The sequence below is a fragment of the Pirellulales bacterium genome, from assembly GCA_035533075.1.
Classification (GTDB): Bacteria; Planctomycetota; Planctomycetia; order Pirellulales; family JAICIG01; genus DASSFG01.
In genome coordinates this window covers 1-18,436 of record DATLUO010000139.1, presented here as the reverse complement: position 1 = coordinate 18,436, position 18,436 = coordinate 1, and the positions used below count along the sequence as shown (strand labels likewise).

At 64.6% G+C, this 18,436-nt stretch carries 19 protein-coding genes; 9 read left to right on the top strand and 10 right to left on the bottom strand.

The features are described 5' to 3' along the window. The 3 genes from VNH11_17970 to VNH11_17960 all read left to right on the top strand — a co-directional run. Nucleotides 1-216: hypothetical protein (locus VNH11_17970; GenBank protein HVA48258.1), on the top strand; the 216-nt coding region annotated here is incomplete at its 5' end. A gap of 2 nt (nucleotides 217-218) precedes the next feature. Then, nucleotides 219-1,607, top strand: coding sequence for a hypothetical protein (locus tag VNH11_17965; protein HVA48257.1), 1,389 nt, complete (start codon nucleotides 219-221; stop codon nucleotides 1,605-1,607). Between the two features lie 5 nt (nucleotides 1,608-1,612). Continuing rightward, entirely contained in the window at nucleotides 1,613-1,900 is a 288-nt protein-coding gene (locus VNH11_17960) for a hypothetical protein (protein ID HVA48256.1), read from the top strand. Nucleotides 1,901-2,389: 489 nt separating this feature from the next. Here VNH11_17960 and VNH11_17955 read toward each other — a convergent pair whose 3' ends face one another. Beyond that, the gene (locus VNH11_17955; GenBank protein HVA48255.1) at nucleotides 2,390-2,953 is read right to left on the bottom strand and encodes an ATP-dependent Clp protease proteolytic subunit; all 564 of its coding nucleotides are present in this window, start codon (nucleotides 2,951-2,953) and stop codon (nucleotides 2,390-2,392) included. After that, nucleotides 2,953-4,716: a biosynthetic-type acetolactate synthase large subunit gene (ilvB, locus tag VNH11_17950; GenBank protein ID HVA48254.1), complete on the bottom strand. Its 1,764-nt coding sequence runs from the start codon at nucleotides 4,714-4,716 to the stop codon at nucleotides 2,953-2,955. Before ilvB ends, VNH11_17955 begins: the two co-directional genes overlap by 1 nt. 165 nt (nucleotides 4,717-4,881) lie before the next feature. Here ilvB and VNH11_17945 point away from each other — a divergent pair, with 165 nt between their 5' ends. Then, entirely contained in the window at nucleotides 4,882-5,073 is a 192-nt protein-coding gene (locus tag VNH11_17945) for a hypothetical protein (protein ID HVA48253.1), read from the top strand. On the opposite strand, the gene VNH11_17940 is transcribed toward VNH11_17945, so the two are convergent. From VNH11_17940 to hflC, 5 genes are all read right to left on the bottom strand, one after another. Further along, nucleotides 5,070-6,122: a phosphatidate cytidylyltransferase gene (locus VNH11_17940; protein ID HVA48252.1), complete on the bottom strand. Its 1,053-nt coding sequence runs from the start codon at nucleotides 6,120-6,122 to the stop codon at nucleotides 5,070-5,072. The two genes, VNH11_17945 and VNH11_17940, sit on opposite strands and share 4 nt — an antisense overlap. 19 nt (nucleotides 6,123-6,141) lie before the next feature. Then, a complete protein-coding gene (locus tag VNH11_17935; protein HVA48251.1) occupies nucleotides 6,142-6,744 on the bottom strand; it encodes a lysophospholipid acyltransferase family protein in 603 nt (200 codons plus the stop codon). Between the two features lie 212 nt (nucleotides 6,745-6,956). Continuing rightward, the gene (locus VNH11_17930) at nucleotides 6,957-7,430 is read right to left on the bottom strand and encodes a hypothetical protein (GenBank protein HVA48250.1); all 474 of its coding nucleotides are present in this window, start codon (nucleotides 7,428-7,430) and stop codon (nucleotides 6,957-6,959) included. Further along, a complete protein-coding gene (hflK, locus tag VNH11_17925) occupies nucleotides 7,427-8,323 on the bottom strand; it encodes an FtsH protease activity modulator HflK (GenBank protein HVA48249.1) in 897 nt (298 codons plus the stop codon). The genes VNH11_17930 and hflK overlap by 4 nt, the downstream gene beginning before the upstream one ends. After that, nucleotides 8,320-9,456, bottom strand: a complete 1,137-nt coding sequence (gene hflC, locus VNH11_17920; protein ID HVA48248.1) for a protease modulator HflC — start codon at nucleotides 9,454-9,456, stop codon at nucleotides 8,320-8,322. The genes hflK and hflC overlap by 4 nt, the downstream gene beginning before the upstream one ends. A gap of 287 nt (nucleotides 9,457-9,743) precedes the next feature. Here hflC and VNH11_17915 point away from each other — a divergent pair, with 287 nt between their 5' ends. Next, nucleotides 9,744-10,571, top strand: a complete 828-nt coding sequence (locus VNH11_17915; GenBank protein HVA48247.1) for a DUF1553 domain-containing protein — start codon at nucleotides 9,744-9,746, stop codon at nucleotides 10,569-10,571. A 31-nt stretch (nucleotides 10,572-10,602) separates the two neighbouring features. Here VNH11_17915 and VNH11_17910 read toward each other — a convergent pair whose 3' ends face one another. Then, nucleotides 10,603-10,941, bottom strand: coding sequence for a hypothetical protein (locus VNH11_17910; protein ID HVA48246.1), 339 nt, complete (start codon nucleotides 10,939-10,941; stop codon nucleotides 10,603-10,605). Between VNH11_17910 and VNH11_17905 the strand changes: the two genes are divergently transcribed. Continuing rightward, a complete protein-coding gene (locus VNH11_17905; GenBank protein HVA48245.1) occupies nucleotides 10,934-11,101 on the top strand; it encodes a hypothetical protein in 168 nt (55 codons plus the stop codon). The genes VNH11_17910 and VNH11_17905 overlap by 8 nt on opposite strands. Nucleotides 11,102-11,167: 66 nt before the next feature. On the opposite strand, the gene VNH11_17900 is transcribed toward VNH11_17905, so the two are convergent. Next, nucleotides 11,168-11,902, bottom strand: a complete 735-nt coding sequence (locus VNH11_17900) for an ImmA/IrrE family metallo-endopeptidase (protein HVA48244.1) — start codon at nucleotides 11,900-11,902, stop codon at nucleotides 11,168-11,170. Nucleotides 11,903-12,336: 434 nt separating this feature from the next. After that, nucleotides 12,337-13,749 carry a DUF1501 domain-containing protein gene (locus VNH11_17895; protein HVA48243.1) on the bottom strand — a complete coding sequence of 471 codons (1,413 nt, stop codon included), beginning with the start codon at nucleotides 13,747-13,749 and terminating at the stop codon, nucleotides 12,337-12,339. A gap of 476 nt (nucleotides 13,750-14,225) precedes the next feature. Here VNH11_17895 and VNH11_17890 point away from each other — a divergent pair, with 476 nt between their 5' ends. The 3 genes from VNH11_17890 to VNH11_17880 all read left to right on the top strand — a co-directional run bounded on the left by VNH11_17890 (nucleotide 14,226) and on the right by VNH11_17880 (nucleotide 18,299). After that, nucleotides 14,226-15,908 (top strand): thiamine pyrophosphate-binding protein, encoded by a 1,683-nt coding sequence (locus VNH11_17890; GenBank protein HVA48242.1) that lies wholly within the window; start codon nucleotides 14,226-14,228, stop codon nucleotides 15,906-15,908. Nucleotides 15,909-15,917: 9 nt separating this feature from the next. After that, the gene (locus VNH11_17885; GenBank protein HVA48241.1) at nucleotides 15,918-16,853 is read left to right on the top strand and encodes a nucleoside hydrolase; all 936 of its coding nucleotides are present in this window, start codon (nucleotides 15,918-15,920) and stop codon (nucleotides 16,851-16,853) included. A gap of 414 nt (nucleotides 16,854-17,267) precedes the next feature. Further along, the gene (locus tag VNH11_17880) at nucleotides 17,268-18,299 is read left to right on the top strand and encodes a S49 family peptidase (GenBank protein HVA48240.1); all 1,032 of its coding nucleotides are present in this window, start codon (nucleotides 17,268-17,270) and stop codon (nucleotides 18,297-18,299) included. Nucleotides 18,300-18,436 lie beyond the last annotated feature (137 nt).

Genomic DNA, 18,436 nt, shown 5'->3' with positions numbered 1-18,436 from the left:
GCCACCATCCGCGCCCATTGCGCCGGCAAGAAGTTTTTGAGCTTCGACGAGTCCGGCTTCACCGCCGACCTGCGGCGGCACCTCGACGAACTGTTTCCCCAGCCCTCGATTTACGAAAGCCCGCGTTGGGCGGGCAATTCCGCGGAGCAGCACGACACGCCGCGACGGACCCCAGGCAAAAGTCAACTGCAACCCTCAACCATTTTCAGGAGCTGACCATGAACGGCACGTCCGCACCAAACAGCAATCAAATCGGAAACGAGGTGTTCCAATGCGCGAGCTCGACGAACTATGTGTTCGGCGCGAGCGGCGGCAGCCCCATCGGCAGCCAGGATACCGTCTGGTGCTGGCTGGTCCGCATCAACTCGAGCTGCGGCTGCACGTGCGGCTGCGGCGCCGTCGGCTGCTCCGGCGGCGGCGGCACGCCCGCCCAGTACTTCGGGCAACAAGGCTACCTTTACAGCGGAGTGTTGCCCATGACCGGAGATCCGGGGGCCGCGGGCGGTTCGTGCGGTTGCGGCGGCGGAAACGGCGGAGGCGGAGGCGGCGGCAATCCCATCGGCCCGCCCGCGTCCAATCCGACCCTCGCCCCCTCGGCCTCGCCGCCTCCCTCGCCCTACCTCGTGCCGCCCTCGGCCCAAGGCCATCAAAACCAGCTTCGGGCGGTCAACTTGCAATTGCAGCGCGCGTCCGCCCCGCTCGGCCCCGGCTCGAAGCCCGGCGCGCTGGAGGTCTGGGACGGCCGCAGCGGCAACCTGATGCGGCAGTATTCGCCGCCCCGCGTCGACGAACTCGCCCCCTGGCCGGTGTTCACCTACAACTCCACCGCCGCCTACAGCTTCCTGGAATTCTCCAGCAACTGGACGATGCTCTTTCGCCAGACCGTCAGCGCGCCCAACCCCAGCACGGCCGTCTTGACCACCGGCATCGGCGTCTCCTTCACCTACACCAACAAGAACGCCGGCACCGGCGTCTACGCCGCCCCGCCCGGAGCGCTCGGCAAACTCGTGCAAAACGCCAGCGGCAGTTGGACCGAGACAGACCCCGACGGCTCGCTGCTGAACTACGACACCAGCGGCAATCTGGCCACCATCCAGCGCAGCGGCAGCATCTGGACGCTGGCTTACGACAGCGGCGGCCGCGTGCAGTCGATTCGCGACCCGGCAGGCCGGCTCTCCACCTTCAGCTACGCCATGTTCGGCGCCGGCCAGCGCCTCCGCCGCTTTACCGACGCCGTCGGCCGGATCACCACCTTCGGCTACCTGGTCGGCACCGCCACCTACTTGAGGTCGATCACGTCGCCGGCCCTGGAGACCGTGACCTTCGCCGGCACATCCAGCACGAACACCATCCGCGCCTGGACAAATCCACTTGGCCAGACAACAACCTACCTCTACAACAGCGCGAACCAGCTCACCAGCGTCACAGAACCATCCGGGCAAACGACGCAAGTCGGCTACACTCCGGGCGGCGCCATGGGCTATCAGGACCCCCGCGGCTACATCACCACGTTCCTGGCCGGCAGCCCGGTGCGGGGCATCATCGACCCGCGGCTCAACCGCACCAGCTTCACCTGGGCGTCGGGCCGGGCGGCGGCGTGGAGGTGATCGCGATGCAGGAACTCGGTGAGCTTGCCGCCAACCTCGGCCATGCAGATCTGGCTCGCAAGGAGTTCGACGCAGCGCGGAAGGCCGCTGGCGCCTACGACGACGCTGGATACAAATCGCAGTTGCTTTTCGACGTCGCCAGGACGGAAGCAATGTCCGGATTGACAGACGCGGGCACCGCCGCCAGTGCGGAATTGCGGCCACTGCAGCTAAAGGCGTGGTCGCTCCTTGGCACAGCCGAAGGTCTTCTGACGGCGAAAAAAGCGGATCGACCTCAATCTAAGGGGAAGTGAAGAAGGGGCAACTAGAGCGATCAACCATCAACCGGGCAACTAAAGGGGCCGGGTCCAATTATTGAAAAAATGGGCCAAGTTTATTCGATAAGCGTCGGGGCTTGGCTCATGTCGCTTCGCCTCAAACGCCGCTTCTCGGTCTAGCGGTTCTCCCTCCGGCTCCGCGGCCTTCGCCCTGCCATCTGGCGCCGCACGCAGGTCAAGGATTGCCTTCTCCGCGACCTCCGCCCGATCATTATAGCGGCCTTCGCCTTCGAGGGCGAGCTCCGCGGGTCGGAAAAGGTGCCGGGAACCGTTGTTTTGAGGTGCGGGGCCGCAACGTGGTGTTCAAGTGACAGCAGCCGCACCGCATCGTCGCGGTGCCCGACCAGCTTTCGCCCACCGTAGCCAACGCCGCGGCCATTACCGCGCAACTGATGTTGGGCGGCATGGCGGGCGCGCCGGTCTACGACAGCGCGGCCGGCTACACCGCCGGAGAGGGCACTCGCATCAGCGGCCCGCGTTTTTTCGTCTCCGGGCGGCGCCGTTCTGCTCGAAGCACTTCAGCGGCCCCAACGAGGTCAGCTCAGCCAGGCCGGCCTCGACGATCTCGCGGCCCGTCAAGTAGCGGCCGGGCTGCATCCACAGGGCCATGTCGGCCCGCGAGACGCCGAACAACTCGGCCAACACGTCGTCCATGGTTTTTTCGAGCTGGCCGAAGTGACGGGCCCATTCGGCCGCCTCGTTCAGTCCCACGTTCTCTTCGCTCTGCCATTTCATGGGATGGAAGAGCAGCACGCTGTACGGCGTGACCATGCGCCGCCGGCAAGCCGCCCAAGGCCAGAGCGCCGCCGACGAACATTCGCCCGTAACGATGCCGGTGGCCTGGATGCCGCGCAACAGCATCAACGTCATCAACGACAGGCCGACGTAGGGGTTGCCGCCCGGCGAGTCGAAATAGATCAGGCAAGTGCCGCCCGGCGGGACGTCGAGCAATTCTTGCGTCAGATCGTTTTCGCGGTCGGTCAGGTCGCCCGTAAATGCAAGTTCGGGAATTTCGTCGCGCTGAGCCACTACTTGATCAGGTCCTTCACGGTCATGCCGGCGGGGATCATCGGCAGCACGTGCTCTTGGTACGGCACCTGGACGTCGAGCACGTAGGTGCCGTCGTAATCGACCATCTCTCGCAAGGCGTCCAGCAGGTCGTCCTTTTCCTTCACGTGGCCGCCGCCGCAGCCGAAGCCTTTGGCGATGGTCACGAAATCGGGATAACGCTCTTCGGGTCCGATGCCGTTGCCCATGCCCACGGCCTCGGGATGGTCGATCGGCCCCAGGTAGGTGTGCGCCCGGTTGCCCGCATGGAAGCGGTCTTCCCACTGCACGACCATGCCCAAGTGCTGGTTGTTGAGCAGCAACACCTTGACCGGAATCTTCTCGCAATAGCAGGTGGCCAACTCCTGAATGTTCATCAAGAAGCTGCCGTCGCCGTCGATGTCGATGACCAGGGCATCGGGATGGGCCACCTTGGCGCCCATCGCGGCGGGCAAGCCAAAGCCCATCGTGCCCAGGCCCGAACTCGACATCCAGCTTCGCGGGCGGCGAAACTTGAAGTACTGCGCCGCCCACATCTGATGCTGTCCCACGCCCACCGAAACGATCGTGTCGCGCTGGGCCACCAACCGCGAAAGCTCGCTGATGGCGTGCTGCGGCAAAATGCCCGGAAAACCGCGGTCGTATTTGAACGGCTCGGCCTTCTTCCAGGCGTCGATGCGGGCATACCAGTCGCTCAGGTCGGCCGGCGCCTCGACGATCTTGTTCAGCTCCGTCAGCGCATAGCGGATGTCGCTGACGATCGGAATATGGGCCTCTTTGTTCTTGTTGATCTCCGAGGGGTCGATGTCGACGTGGACGATCTTGGCGTGCTTGGCGAACTCGGCCACTTTGCCGGTCACGCGGTCGTCGAAACGCACGCCGAAGGCCAACAGCAGATCGCACTCATCGACGGCGTAGTTCGAGTAGACGCTGCCGTGCATGCCCAGCATGTCGAGCGACAGCCGGTCGCCACTGGGAACCGCGCCCAGGCCCATCAGGGTCATCGTCACGGGGATGCCCGCCTTCGAGGCCAACTCGCGCAAAGCCGGGCTGGCCTCGCCCGCAATCACGCCGCCGCCGGCATAGATCACCGGCCGCCGGGCACGCTTGATGGCCGCGGCCATCTGGGCGATCTGTTCGGGCCGGGCATAGCGCGTTTCCACGTGATAGCCGGGCAGCTCCATCGGAGCATCGAAGTCGGGCACCGCCTGGTCTTGCTGCACGTCTTTGGGCAGATCGACGAGCACCGGGCCGGGCCGGCCGGTGGTGGCGATGTGAAACGCCTCACGCACCACGCGGGCCAGGTCGCGAACGTCGGTGACCAGATAATGGTGCTTGGTGATGCCGCGACAGACCTCGACGATGGGCGTCTCTTGAAAGGCGTCGCTGCCGATCACGGCCGTCTTCACCTGTCCGGTGATGGCGATCAGCGGGACGCTGTCGAGCTTGGCGTCGGCGATGGCGGTGACGAGATTGGTCGCCCCCGGTCCGCTGGTGGCCATGCACACGCCGGGCTTGCCGGTGCTGCGGGCGTAGCCCTGGGCCGCGAACGCGCCGCCCTGCTCGTGACGCGGCAGGACGGTGCGGATTTGGTGCTTGAACTTGGTGAGCGACTGGTGCAGCGGCATGCTGGCCCCGCCCGGATAGGCGAAGATCACCTCGACGCCGTGGTGGACGAGCGCTTGTACGAGAATATCGGCGCCGCAGGCGAGCTGCCCGGCGGCGTGCTTGGTGGCGGTGGTCATGAATCAGCGAGTCAAGGTCGGCCCCGTGTCGAAGACAATCATCCTACCATAGACAGACGAAGGGCGGCAGGCAAATGGCCGGGGCGCGTTGCTTGACATTTTTGGCCGGCGCCCGAATACTCAATGCTTCTGCCCCTTCTGCTTCTGGTTCCAAGGAGGCTTGTCGTGCCAACTTCGGTTTTGGATGCAATTAAGCTCGGTTGGTGGGATTTCGAGCCCGATGAACTTCGGGCCAGCGACTACGATGCCACGGAGGCCATGCCCGGCTCCAGAGCGAAGGTCGACGTGCTGGCCGAACGCGTGCGTCGCGGATTGCCGCTCTGGCATCAGGCGGACGGCATTGATTGCGACGATTAGGTGAACAAATACCGCGTCACATGGTAGAAGATCGGCGCGGCGAAGCAGGTCGAGTCGATGCGGTCCAAAACGCCGCCGTGACCCTCGATCAGCGTGCCGTAGTCCTTGACGCCGCGGTCGCGCTTGATGGCCGACATCGTCAGGCCGCCGGCAAAGCCCATCGTGGTGATGATCAGCGACATCAGCGCCGCCTCCAGCGGGTGAAAGGGCGTCGCCCACCACATGGCCGCGCCGAACAGCGTGGCGCATCCGACGCCGCCCAAAAAACCTTCCCAGGTGCGATTGGGACTGATCGCCGGCGCGATGACGTGCTGACCGATCAACTTTTCGGTGAGGTACTGAAAAGCGTCGCCCAGGGCCACCACCAGCAGAAAGAAAAACAGCAACCGGGCATTGGGATACTTGGCCTCGTCGGTCTGCTTGGCAGAACCCGACATGCCCGTTGCCTCCGGGTCGGCTTGCTCGGGCTCGTCCGGGGCGGACTCCACGGCCGCGGATGGCGCGCCGAGGGATGGCGGTCGAATGTCCAAATAGAGAATCGCCGGCGCATAGCTCAGACAGTAAACGCAGATCATCAATCCGGCCTGGATCTTCGCGCAACGTTCCAAGTAGCGTTTGTAGTCGCCGGCGAACGCGATGCGGACCGGAATGAACAGGAAGCCGTACACCGGAATCAGCACGCTGAACAGCTCGTAGCGGTTCATCCCGATCAACCCATATTGCAGCGGCGTGAACAGGAAGAAGACCCAGAACAGCGCCCGATGGTCGGCCATGCGGGTGGGCGTGAGCGTGATGAACTCGCGTAGCGCCCAGAACGAGAGCAGCCCGAACAGCACGACGGTGGCCGTTTGTCCCAGCAGAAAGGCGGCCGCCAGCACCGCGCACAGCACCCACCAGGCCTGGATGCGGAGGTTGAACTGGTCGATGACCACGGGGTTCAGGCCGGTGTCGGACTGCCGCTTGAGCAGTTGCCCAATGCCGGTGGCCATGGTCAACAGCGTGAGCACGCCGCCCACCAGGCCGAACGTCGTCAAGTCCATCAGGTTCATAAATGCTGCCAGCGCGTGGTCATGCTTCCTTCAGCCGGCGGACGGCCTCACGGGCACGACGCAGAAAGTCGGCCTTCGGTTCGCCCGCTTCCAGCCAGATGGGCGGGCCGAACGTGATGCAGCTCAACAGCGGCACCGGCAGCACTTCGCCGCGAGGCAAGACGCGATTGAGGTTGTCGATATGCACCGGCACCAGCTCCAGGTCGGGACGTTTTTTCGCCAGATAGTATAGACCACTTTTGAACTCGTGGATCTCGCCGTCGATGCTGCGGTGGCCTTCGGGGAAGACGATCAGCGAGTATTTGTCGCCGATTTCCTTGAGCATCAGGTCGACGGGACTCTGGTGGACCTTGATGTGCCGGCGGTCGATGAGCAGGGCCTCGAACACCTGCGTCGAAAGGTAGCGGCGGATGCGGCCGGCCTCCCAATAATCTTTGGCGGCCACGGGGCGCGTTACCCCCCGCACGTCGGCCGGCAGTGCCGACCAGATGACCAAGGCGTCGAGATGGCTGGTGTGGTTGGCAAAATAGACCCGCTGGCAGGTGTCGGGCTGGCAGTCGATCCAGCGCGCGCTGGCGCCGCTGATCAATCGGGCGAGGGCCGCCAGTAGGGTGCGGGTCATTTCGACGCTGGTGGATTCGGACAAGTCCGGCAAAGGCAGGATAAGGAATGGTAGCCTGCCGGCGGTTTGGGGCAAAGAGAAGCTCGTAGCCCGCTCACTCCCTACGTAGCCCGCTCACTCCGTGAGCGGAAGGGCATTGTGAGTTGGCAGATCGTCCCTTCTGGACGGCCGATTTGTATCAAGCGGGCCGTTCCGCTTGCGGAGCAAGCGGGCTACTTAAGCTCGAACACGGACGTGCCGTAGGGAATCGGCGGCTGGTGCTTCTCGACGGCGCCCACCGCGTCGATGCGCCAGCCCTCGGAATCGCGAACAAAATGATAGCTTTGCCGTTCGGTGTGCTGCGCATAGATTCGTTCGACGTTCAATGTGGCGCGATCGGCGTCCGGTCCGGCTCCGCCAGGTCCGCTGACGGCCCGGCCCTTCAACGTGCGGACCGCATTCGTCAGCGAAGCCGCGAAATCGTCGGTAGTCTGGGCCGCCGCCTCTCGCCGCAGCCGCTCGCGCTGTGGACTGCGGAAACAGTCGAGATAGGCCGGCACGTCGCCTTTTTCCGCGGCGCGAAACATCCGTTCCAAGCAGTCGGTGGGCGAGCCGGCCACTTCGCGGCGCCCCGCGCCGCCGCGCCCCAGATAGATCGCCGTCAGGAGCAAGGCCAGCGTGGCAATCAAGGCGGCCGATCGCTTCAACGCCCGTCCTCCCTGATGATGCTGAGATCGACCTCCGTGGCCGAATCGACGATCAGCTTCGAGCGTAGTTTAGGCAAGGTCTGAGCCAGAGTTTCGAGATAAAGTCGCCCGGCCGTCAGCCGCGGTGAGCGGCGGTATTCGGCCAGCAGGCTGTTGAACCGGGCGGCTTCGCCCTCGGCCCGCCGGACCGCGCGATCGCGTTCGGAACGGCCCACGTCAACGATCCGTCTCGCGTTACCTTGCGCTTCGGCCGCGGTCTTGTTGGCAAAGCTCTCCGCCTGGTGGATGGCCTGCTCGCGCTCGCGTAAGGCACTCACCACCTGGTCGAAGGCGTCGGCCACCTCGGCGGGCGGCTCGACGGCCGAAATATCAACCGAACGGATGGTGACGCCCAGCCCATAACCATCGACCGTTTTTTGCAGCGCGTCGGCCAGGCGGATGCCCAGCTCGTGCTTGCCCAACGTGAGCACGCGGTCGACCGGTTCGGCGGCCAGCGCTTGCGAAATCGCCGCCGTGCCGGCCGTCGAGATCAGGCGGTCGAGCTGCGCGGTCTGAAAGAGATAGCCGCGCGGCTCTCGGACGGTGTATTGAGCGGTGGCCCGAATCTGCACCAGGTTGCGGTCGCCGGTGAGAAACTGGGCCTGCGCCGCGCCCACTGCCTTGTCGGCCACGTCGGCGGGTCCGATGGCCACGCGTTTGACTTCGCGCGGCTTGAAGTGGTGCAGCCGGTCGAGCGGCCAGGGCAAAGCGAGGTGCGCGCCTGGCTCGCTGGGCAGCCCGATCACCTTGCCGAAGCGCCGCACGACCACCTGCTCGTCGGGCCCGACAAGGTAGATTCCGGTGGCCAGCCATGCGAGTATTGCCACGCCGGCCAAGAGCAACGAGCGTTTCACGGGGCGGCTCCGGAGCTCGGCAGGTCCGGCTGCGGAACGCCACGGAGTGCGTTCCCTACAGAGGGGCCGCCAGGCGGTGCGTTCCCTACAGAGGGGCCGCCAGGCGGTGCGTTCCCGACCGAGGGCACTTCGGGCTGCGGCCGGTCGGGTAAGTCGGGCAGGCCCTGGGTGAGCAGCTTGAGCAAGGGGCTGTCGGCCGACAAGACGACCGTGGTCTGGTCGTCGAGAATGGCCCGATAGGTGTCGAGCGTTTTCAGCAATTGATAGAAGGCCGGATCCTTGGCATGAGCCGCATTGAAGGTGGCGATCGCCTTGGCTTCGCCTTCGCCGCGAAGCCGGGTGGCCTCGCGCTTGGCTTGGGCCAGCAATCGGTCGCGGGCCAGCGCGGCCTGGCTCTCGATGCGGGTCTTCTCGCTTTCGCCTTCCGCGCGGTATTGCACGGCCACGCGCTGCCGCTCGCTGCGGATTTCGGCAAACACGGCCGGCTTGACGGCCTCCGGATAGTTGAACCGCTTCAAGCGCACCTCGACCACTTCGATGCCGAACTGCTCGGCGGCTGCCCGGCGGATGTTCGCGGTAATGCGGTCCATGATCGGCCCGATGGCCACGCCGCCCGGTTCCAGCGAGACGAGTTCGGCCAGCCGCGTGCGGCCGATTTCCGCGGCCAGGGCGGCTTGAATCCGTTCTTCCAGGCGGCTCTCGGCCGCCTGCGTGCCGCCGACCGCTTGCAGAAACCGCCGCACGTGCGACTCGGTATCGGCAAGGCCGCCGGCATCCGTGGCGAAGCCGGCGCCGGGAATTCGCCAGCAAACATACCACTCGAAATTCAGGTTTTCCTTGTCCTGCGTGAGCATCTCGCGGGGGGGCGGCTCGTAGACTTGCAGCCGCCGATCGAACCGCCACAAGCTTTGATACGGCCACTTTACCGCCAGGCCCGGCTCGGTATCGAGCCGCAACGGCTCGCCGAACTGCGTGACATAGACGTATTCGGTCTCATCGACGAAGAAAATCGTGCGTGCGGCAAGCCCGACGACGGCGATCGCGAGCAGCGCGATGGCGGCGCGCTGCCACAACCAGCCGGGCCGGCGGTCGCTCGACGGTTCATGTTGGTGGGGAAAGGCGAGAAAATGCACGCCTGCCATTCTATCCGGGCAGAGTTGACAATGGAAACTCTTTAGGCGCCTTGTACGGGTTCTCTTCCATGCCGCCATTCTAGCGCCGGCGGAGCGGTTGACGCCAAGCCGGAAACAGCGATAACAGCGATAATGCAGGCGTCACGCTCAGGGCGCAGAGATTGCGCACACTGATCGACCGCCGGCGGCAAGCCGTTGCACGTGAATGGCGATGCCGGGCCATTCGCCTGCGATTGGGAGGGCGACGGCGCGTTCGACCTGCTGGTGGGTGACGGAGAGGGCGCCGTGTGGTTCTTCCGCAAGGCTGTTCAAACGCAAACCGCCGGAAGCGGGGGCGGCGACACCGTAGTCGTTCAACGCCGTTTGAGCGGGCGACAACCGTAGAGGAATTCAGCTATGCCCGTCATCGAGCTATAATCGCAAACGCCTCAATCGACCAGGCGAATGACTTGTTGGGATGGACCCCCGACCAGGCCCGTGAGGCGCCAGAGCACTGGCAGCGAGCCGCCTCGGCCGATCCGCACAACTATTGGCTTTGCCGAATGAACCGCCGTCGGCTGGAAGGCGAGGCGGTGCGCGACGCGATGCTGGCCGCGGCCGACAGCATGAGCCAGGGCCGCGGCGGGCCGGGCATCATGGCGCCGTTGCCCACGGAGCTGGTGACTACGCTGCTGCCGGGTCAATGGAAGGCCAGCGATAACGAAGAAGCCATCCATCGGCGGAGCGTCTATCTTTTCGTGCGACGCAACCTGCGTTATCCGCTGTTCGAGGTGCTCGACCGACCCGACACCAACGCCTCCTGCCCGTGCCGCAACATCTCGACCACCGCGCCGCAAGCGCTGGCGATGCTGAATTCCGATTCTTCGCTGTCCGCCGCTCGCGAGTTGGCGGCGTACATTGCGGACCATTCACCGCCGGACGCAGAGCCACAGATCAATCTTCTCTACGAGCGCACCTTAAGCCGACCGCCCACCGATCGAGAGCTCGCCGCCGGGGCCGCGTTTCTTCAAGCGTCTTCGCAGTCGCCGACGACCGCGGGCGCAGGTCCGCCCGCCGCGCTCATCGAGTTGTGCCTGGCGATGTTCAATCTGAACGAGTTTATCTACGTCGATTAGTCGCGACGCACAGCGACCGATCGAAAGCGGGTCACGAGCCGATCCGATCGAGCCACCATTGGCGCTCGGGCATGTTCCGGTTCGGCCGGAACTTCGCGAAGCGCTCGACGTCTTTCAGCGCCGCAACCACCGTGGCCTCATCGGGCGGGGCACTGTCGGCCCATGTCTTGAGAAGCTGCGGCGACGAGACGACCGTTAGCCCCGCCCGCCGGCTAATGCCGATCGCTTGTTTATCATCAGTGGCGATTAGCCAATGACGGCATTCCGCCAGCGCCAGGCATAGCGATTCGCCGTGGGTCCCGAAGATCGCGACGTAGCGCGCGAATGAATCCAGCTCAGATTGAACGTCGGCTTGGCAGACCGTGAGCACGCCCGCCGAAATCAATCACAGAGAGGTCGACCGCCACGGCGATGAGCTTGCTCGGATCTGCTGGATCGGGTTGCCGGACAAACTGTACTTCCGCCTTTACGGCATCCGGCAGGTGCCAGTCGTTTCCGGCCGCGCGGAGGATGGCCTCGGCATGTCGTGACGCCAGAACGTCGATGAGGCAACATGAATCAATGACCGCGGAAGGCACAATACAAGCCTTCTTAGCTTAAGACGCCGCGGCGAGCAACGACTTCTGAAAATCGAGGCGAACGTCACGTTCCTCGCCTATAGCTTCCACCACCTCCCGACTGGTGAGCGTGTTGGCGACAATTTCACGCGCAGTCACGATATCGCATCGCAGGAAGTGCGCCAGGTTGGTTTCGCCAATCTCATCGCGCTCATGGGCGCTCACTGCCAGGAATTGATATCTCTCCGGGTAAGGTTGATCGTTGATCGGCTGAGGGCGGAGCCCCGTTTCGGACGCCTCCTGTGGGGCGAAATTCGCCCCGCTAATCCGCTTCCAGCTTCCCTTGGCGATCAACCCGAGTTGCTCAAGCCGCTGCGCCATCGACTCGACAGAAACGAAGTAGAAGTGGGCCAGCCGCCGCAGGTCGGCCACCTGAAAGTCGTTCGTCGAACTGACGATATCATGGAATCGTTGCCGAATGCCCGTGGCGGGCAGCAAGAATGCAAGTGCGAACGCGTCGGCAAATCGTTCGCTCGCCGGCTTACGCGTGGACGTTGCCAACGCAGCGATGTGCGGCTTGAAACGATCGACGAACATCGACGCGTACTCATGCAGCATTGACACGCGCCGCCGTTCCGGTGCATGTTTACGGTTGACGACGAGACACGCGCCGAGCTCGGCATGGTAGGCGTACATGCCGGCTACCGCCAAAGGCAAATCCAGATAGAAAATCCGCAGCCCCACGTCCCACTCCAGCATGGCGCGGAGGTTCATGACGGGCTGGTCGCCCAGTCCCAACCGCTGCCTGTCGCGCTGTGCCTCGGCGTCGGCGAATTCTGCCGGATGCTCGACCTGGCGGGATGGTCGCGAACGAGGCGTGACCCGCCATGGCCCCCGTTCACCTGATAGTCACCGAAGCGGACCACCACGTCAGCGAGCTTCCCATCGGTCAGGTTTTTGACGCCGACCCAGTATGCGGGCCTACCGTCGCACGCCAGCTTTGCGTCGGCTCCCGCTAGGCAGTCACCCAAAGTCAAGGGGGCCGCGCTCACGGTGCCGTCGTATCGAATGACGAAGTAGAACTCGACCTCGTTAAGGGCGGCACCCTTGAGGCTCTCTAATTTTACGGATTGGGCATGTTGCTGGCCGCTCTCTGTGGTCCATTCCACTTTCGCCTGCGCCGGCGATCGAGGTCCGTCATGGCTGTATTACGCCAGAACCTCGCTTATCACCCGCCCGCTGACATCGGTCAGGCGTTCTTCGCGGCCGTTGTGGAAGAAGCTCAACTGCTCGTGGTCCAGGCCCAGCAAGTGCAGAATCGTGGCGTGCAGGTCGTGGATGTGGACCTTGTTTTCTGCGGCCCGCAGACCGAGCGGATCGGTCGCGCCGTAGGCCGTGCCGCCGCGCACTCCGCCGCCCGCCAACCACATACTGTAACCCCAAGGACTATGGTCGCGGCCCGTGCCCGACTCGCTCATCGGCATGCGGCCGAACTCGCCGCCCCAGACCACCAGCGTCTCTTGCCACAGCCCGCGCCGCTTCAGGTCGGTGAGCAGTCCGGCGATCGGCTTGTCGGTCTTCAAGCACATCAGGCCGTGGTTCGCGGGCACGTCTTTGTGGGCGTCCCAGCCGTTGAGGTCGCCGGCGTAAAGCTGTACGAAGCGCACGCCGCGCTCCACCAGCCGCCTGGCCAGCAAGCACCGCGTGCCAAACTCGTCGGTTTCCTTTTCGCCGATGCCGTACAACCGCCGCGTCTCGTCGGTTTCGCGTGAGAGGTCGACCAGATCCGGCGCGGCGGTTTGCATGCGGTAGGCCAACTCGTACGACTTGATGCGGGCCGAAAGCTCGTCGTCGAACGCCCGATCGGCCAGGTGCTCGGCGTTGCGGTCGCGAATAAAATCGAGGATGGCGGTCTGCCGGTGCGGCGCAACGGCGGCGGGCGGACGCAAGTTCAAGATCGGGTTTTGCCCTGCCCGCAATTGGGTGCCCTGATGGACCGCCGGCAGAAAGCCGTTGCCCCACGCCGGCGGGCCGCCTTTGATGCCGCCGCCCGGATCGGGCAGCACCATGAAGGCCGGCATGTCCTGGTTCTCACTCCCCAGGCCATAGCTCACCCAACTCCCCAGGCTCGGTTTGCCCATCAGCACCGTGCCCGTGTTCATCTGGTAAACCGACTGCGGATGGTTGACGCTGTCGCCGTGGCAGCTTCGCAGCACGCACAGGTCGTCGGCCAGCCGCGAAAGCTCGGGCAAGAAGTCGCTGATCTCCAACCCCGATTGGCCCCGCGGCCGGAAAGGACGCACGCAGCCCAGCAGCGGATTGGTGGCCACTTTGCGGCGGGTCATCACGTTGCCATAGCTTTCGGGTAGCGGCTGGCCGGCGTGGCGCGTCAGCTCCGGCTTCGGATCGAACAGGTCGACGTGACTCGGACCGCCATGCATGAAGAGGAAAATCACCCGCTTGGCACGCGGCGCGAAGTGCGGCTGCGGTAGTGCCGGCGCGGCGGTTGCGACCGCTCGACGCTGATCCCAAAGCATCGCCGCCAGCGCGAGCGACCCCAGTCCGCAGCCCGATTGGCGGAGGAATTCGCGGCGCGAGGTGGCAGGGAGCAATTCAAGCATCGGGGTCTCTCGGTGGCCCGCCAGTTTACCGCGCCGACGACCTGGTTGCCAAACTCCCTGGTTCCTCGCTCGACAATCTCCACGAACGCCGTCCACCGGAAGTGGGGGCGGCCAGCCGCTATAGTTCACGCGGCCGAGAATGAGACATTTTTCCGCGAGCAACAGCGGTGGCTGGGGCAGAGCTTGACCAGATAGCGGCTGGCGCCCTTCAACAGCGTGGAGGCCAAGCGATGCCCCGGTTGGACGCACCGGGGCATCGCCTGGCCGCCGGAGATGAACGAAGTGGCAGCCTCCACCTGGCCAGGCTCTCCCCCAGCCACCGCCGATGTCTCATTCTCGGCCGCGTGAAGTATAGTGGCTCAAACGGCTCTCCGTCCCCCCAGCCGATCTTACTCCGGGGCCGCCTGCGCCGTAAGATTACAGCAGGGAAAGATCAGGCCAGGGAAAGGCGCCTCGCTCCAAAAGAGAATCCACGCATGCACGATGCACAAGTTGCTCCGCGCCGCCATGAAGCTCATCGCGTGCTCGGCCTGTCGATCGGCGAGTATCTTATCCGCCGCCTGCAAGAAGTCGGCATCCGCGACGCCTTCGGCATACCGGGCGATTACATTCTCGGCTTCTACTCGATGCTCGAACAAAGCCCGATCAACGTGGTCGGCTGCTGCCGCGAAGACAATGCCGGTTTTGCCGCCGACGCATACGCCCGTATCAACGGCATCGGCGCCGTGTGCGTTACCTACGGCGTGGGCGGCCTGAGCCTGTGCAATTCGATCGCCGGGGCCTATGCCGAGAAATCGCCGGTGGTGGTGATTTCCGGGGCGCCGGGCATCCGTGAACGCTACAAGAACCCGCTGTTGCACCACAAGGTGCGCGATTTCCGCACGCAGCTCGACGTGTTCGAGAAAATCTGCGTGGCCACGGCCGAGGTGGCCGATCCGAGCATTGCCTTTCGCGACATCGACCGCGTGCTCTCGGCCTGCACGCGCAGCAAGCGGCCGGTGTATATCGAGTTGCCGCGCGACATGGTGCGCGTCGTGCCCGACGCCCCGCACGAATTTCGCTCGGTCGAAGCGACGAGCGATCCCGAAGCCCTGGCCGAGGCGGTGGGCGAGGCCACCCGGCTCATCGCCGGCTGCCGCAAGCCGGTCATTCTGGCAGGCGTCGAGATCCATCGCTATGGCCTGCAAGACGAGCTATTGCACTTCGCCGAATCGACCCGCATTCCCATCGCCTGCACGGTGATGGGCAAAAGCGTGGTGCATGAAACGCATCCGCTGTTCGCCGGCCTCTACGAAGGGGCCATGAGCCGCGCCGAGGTGACGCAGTTCGTCGAAGAGAGCGACTGCGTGATCATGCTGGGCGCGTTTATGACCGACATCGACCTGGGCATTTATACGGCCAATCTCGATCCGGCGAATTGCATCTATGCCATGAGCGACGACCTGCGTATCCGGCACCACCACTATCAAGACGTGGTGTTGGGCGACTTTATTCGGGCGTTGACGGCGCGGCGGCCTCAGCCGCCCGAACGCACGCCGCCCAAGCGGCCCGACCGCAATGGCGAAGCCTATCAGGTTCAGCCCGACCGGCCGGTGACGATCACTCGGCTGATCGAGCGGCTGAACCAGTCGCTCGACGACCGCACGATCGTAGTTTCCGACATCGGCGACGCGCTGTTCGCGTCGACCGAGCTGACCACGCGCGGCCGCACGGAGTTCATCGGTCCAGCCTATTACACGTCGATGGGTTTCGGCGTGCCCGGCGCCTTGGGCGCGGCGACCGCGCGGCCCGATCTGCGGACCGTGGTGATCGTGGGCGACGGCGCCTTCCAGATGACCGGCAACGAGCTGTCCACGCTCGTTCGGCACGGTCATCATTCCATCATCGTCGTGCTCGACAACAAGGGCTACGGCACGGAACGGATTCTGCATCCGGGCGAATTCAAGTATAACGAGGTCCAACCCTGGGCGTACCACAAGCTGCCGGAGGTGTTCGGCGGCGGGCGGGGATATGAAGTCCGGACCGAAGGCGAGTTCGACCGGGCTTTGTCGCAGGCCTGGCACGACAAGCAGTTGCACTTGATCCAGGCGCACTTGCCGCAGGACGATTGCAGCCCGGCGCTGTGCCGCCTGGCCGAGCATTTAAGGAAGCGAATGTAGGAACCCATCATGGCCCGCAAAGTCATTCTCGACGTCGATCCCGGCATCGACGACGCCGTGGCGATCGCCCTGGCGCTGTTCGATCCGCGGCTGGAGGTGCTGGCGGTGACGGCGGTGGCCGGCAACGTCAATGCCGAGCAGGCCACGCGCAACGTGCAGGCCATCATCGAGCAGTTGGACCCGCCGCGCCTGCCGCGGATCGGCGCCGCCGTGCGGCCCGAGCGCGATCCGCTGGTCGACTCGCGTCACGTGTTCGGGGCCGACGGACTGGGCAACGCCGACTTTGCGGTGGCCGAGCTGCACCACGTACACCCTTCGGACAAAGTCATCACCGACGAAATCCGCAACGCCCCGGAAGCGGTCACGATTGTGGCGCTGGGGCCGCTGACGAACATCGCCACGGTGCTGCGACGCGATCCGACGCTGGCCGAGCAGGTGGGGCAGCTCGTCATCATGGGCGGCGCCGTTGGCGGGCCGGGCAACATCACGCCCGCCGCCGAGTTCAATATCTATTGCGATCCGGCCGCCGCCCGCGCCGTGTTTCGCTCGAAAACGACGAAGACGCTGATACCGCTCGACGTCACCAGCCAGGTGGTGATGACGTTCGACCTGCTCGATCAGCTTCCCGACGAATCGACTCCCGTAGGCGGCCTGTTGCACCGGATCCTTCCTTACTCGTTCCGCTCGCACCGGCAGCTCTTTGGTTTGGAAGGGACGTATCTGCACGACCCGGTGGCCTTGATGGCGTTGTTGGAGCCGGGCCTGTTCGACACCGAGCGGCTGGCCGGCGATGTGGAGGTGCAAGGCGACCTGACGATGGGGGCGACCGTGTTCGATCGCCGGCAGGTGCCCGAGTGGCGGCCGAACATCGACGTCGCGACTTCGGTGGATTCCGCCGGCGTCGTCGCCGCGCTCGTTCGCAGCCTCAAGCAGGCGGGGCAGTAAAGCGGCCCGTCGCTCCATTGTGTGTGTTCAGGTCTCGCCATTCTGGTATCAGGGGTGGGACCCCAAACTGCGGAATCGCACGGGCAACTGGGCCGAGTCCACCAGAACATGGAGGCACCGCTTATTTTTGTTTCACTTCCTGCTCGTGCTCCGCCAGCGTGAGATTCAACGCGCCGTCGAAATCCATATTGTTGATGGAGATTCGTATTGTGCGGCGGATTATGGCAATTGTCCAGGAAAAACGCTCTATGCCGGTTTTTGCGGCCGAGAGTCGTCGCTCTATTCCGCATAATCGGATTGCCCTGGCCGAGGGCTGCTGTCCCGCGGCTGTTTGCTTCTGCGGTCCGCGGTGCAAAACCGATAGAACATCGAAAGGCGGAATATCTCCTTCTATGCGGCTACGTGGAGCGCACCGTGTTCAAGCAAACGATGATCGCGGCCATCGGCTGCCTGTTGCTGACGGCCGGCTGCCATACGCCGCTGCGGGCGGTGACGGAAAGCCATGTCACCACCAGCACGCCGCCCATGATCGATACCGGACCTCTGGCGGAATTCACCGTCGTGCCGGGCGATCCGGCCGCCGGCGAGCGGATAGCCCTGGTCGATATCGACGGAGTATTGCTCAACACCGATATGACCGGCTTCTATTCGTTCGGCGAAAACCCGGTGGCGCTGTTTCGCGAAAAGCTCGACCACATCGGGGCCAACCGCTGCTTTCGCGGGGTCGTGCTGCGGATCAACAGCCCTGGCGGCGGCGTGACCGCTTGCGACATCATGCGCCGCGACCTGATGACGTTCAAAGTCCGCACCGGTCTGCCGGTGGTGGCCTGCCTGCTCGACGTGGGCGCGGGCGGCGCGTATTACCTGGCCACCGCCGCCGACCAGGTCGTGGCCCACCCGACCACGGTGACGGGCGGCATCGGCGTGGTGCTGAACCTCTATAACCTGCAAGACGCGATGGCCCAGTTCAATGTGGTGGGCGTGCCCGTGAAGTCGGGTGAGCACATCGACATGGGCTCGCCCATCCGTGGGCAAAGCGACGACGTGCGGGCCATGCTGCAAACGATGGCCTTTGAGTTCCATCAGCGGTTCCGCGAGGCCGTGGAGCAATCGCGGCCGCGGCACGACCCGGCCCATCCCGAAGACTTTGACGGCCGCGTCTTCACGGCCGGCCAGGCACTGGAAAAACACCTGATCGATTCCATCGGTTATCTCGACGACGCCGTGGCGATCGCCCGGCAGGCCTGGCGCGTGCCGACGGCGCGCGTGGTGTTGCTGCACCGCCGCATCGACCGCGCTCGCACGCCCTACGCCATTACGCCCAACGTTCCGATGCAAGGCACGATGCTGCCCTTGAGCATTCCCGGATTCGAGCGGAGCCGTCTGCCGACGTTTCTCTATCTCTGGCAGCCCGACCCAACGCTGGAGCGCTGGGGCGGGAAGTAGCGAGGCGGACGTCGACGCGGCGCCGTCGGCGGGTTAAACTCTACTTCACGCGGCCGATGAATGAGACATCGGCGGTGGCTGGGGCAGAGCCTGGCCACGCGGAGGCTGGCACTTCGTTCATCTCGGCGGCCAGGCGA

What these genes read in the sequence shown, in the direction of transcription:
- VNH11_17940 (HVA48252.1), bottom strand. Translation starts at nt 6,122, where the DNA reads ATGAACCTGATGGACTTGACGACGTTCGGCCTGGTGGGCGGCGTGCTC.
- VNH11_17895 (HVA48243.1), bottom strand. Translation starts at nt 13,749, where the DNA reads ATGCTTGAATTGCTCCCTGCCACCTCGCGCCGCGAATTCCTCCGCCAA.
- ilvB (HVA48254.1), bottom strand. Translation starts at nt 4,716, where the DNA reads ATGACCACCGCCACCAAGCACGCCGCCGGGCAGCTCGCCTGCGGCGCC.
- VNH11_17960 (HVA48256.1), top strand. Translation starts at nt 1,613, where the DNA reads ATGCAGGAACTCGGTGAGCTTGCCGCCAACCTCGGCCATGCAGATCTG.
- VNH11_17890 (HVA48242.1), top strand. Translation starts at nt 14,226, where the DNA reads ATGCACGATGCACAAGTTGCTCCGCGCCGCCATGAAGCTCATCGCGTG.
- VNH11_17885 (HVA48241.1), top strand. Translation starts at nt 15,918, where the DNA reads ATGGCCCGCAAAGTCATTCTCGACGTCGATCCCGGCATCGACGACGCC.
- VNH11_17935 (HVA48251.1), bottom strand. Translation starts at nt 6,744, where the DNA reads ATGACCCGCACCCTACTGGCGGCCCTCGCCCGATTGATCAGCGGCGCC.
- VNH11_17900 (HVA48244.1), bottom strand. Translation starts at nt 11,902, where the DNA reads ATGAACCTCCGCGCCATGCTGGAGTGGGACGTGGGGCTGCGGATTTTC.
- VNH11_17965 (HVA48257.1), top strand. Translation starts at nt 219, where the DNA reads ATGAACGGCACGTCCGCACCAAACAGCAATCAAATCGGAAACGAGGTG.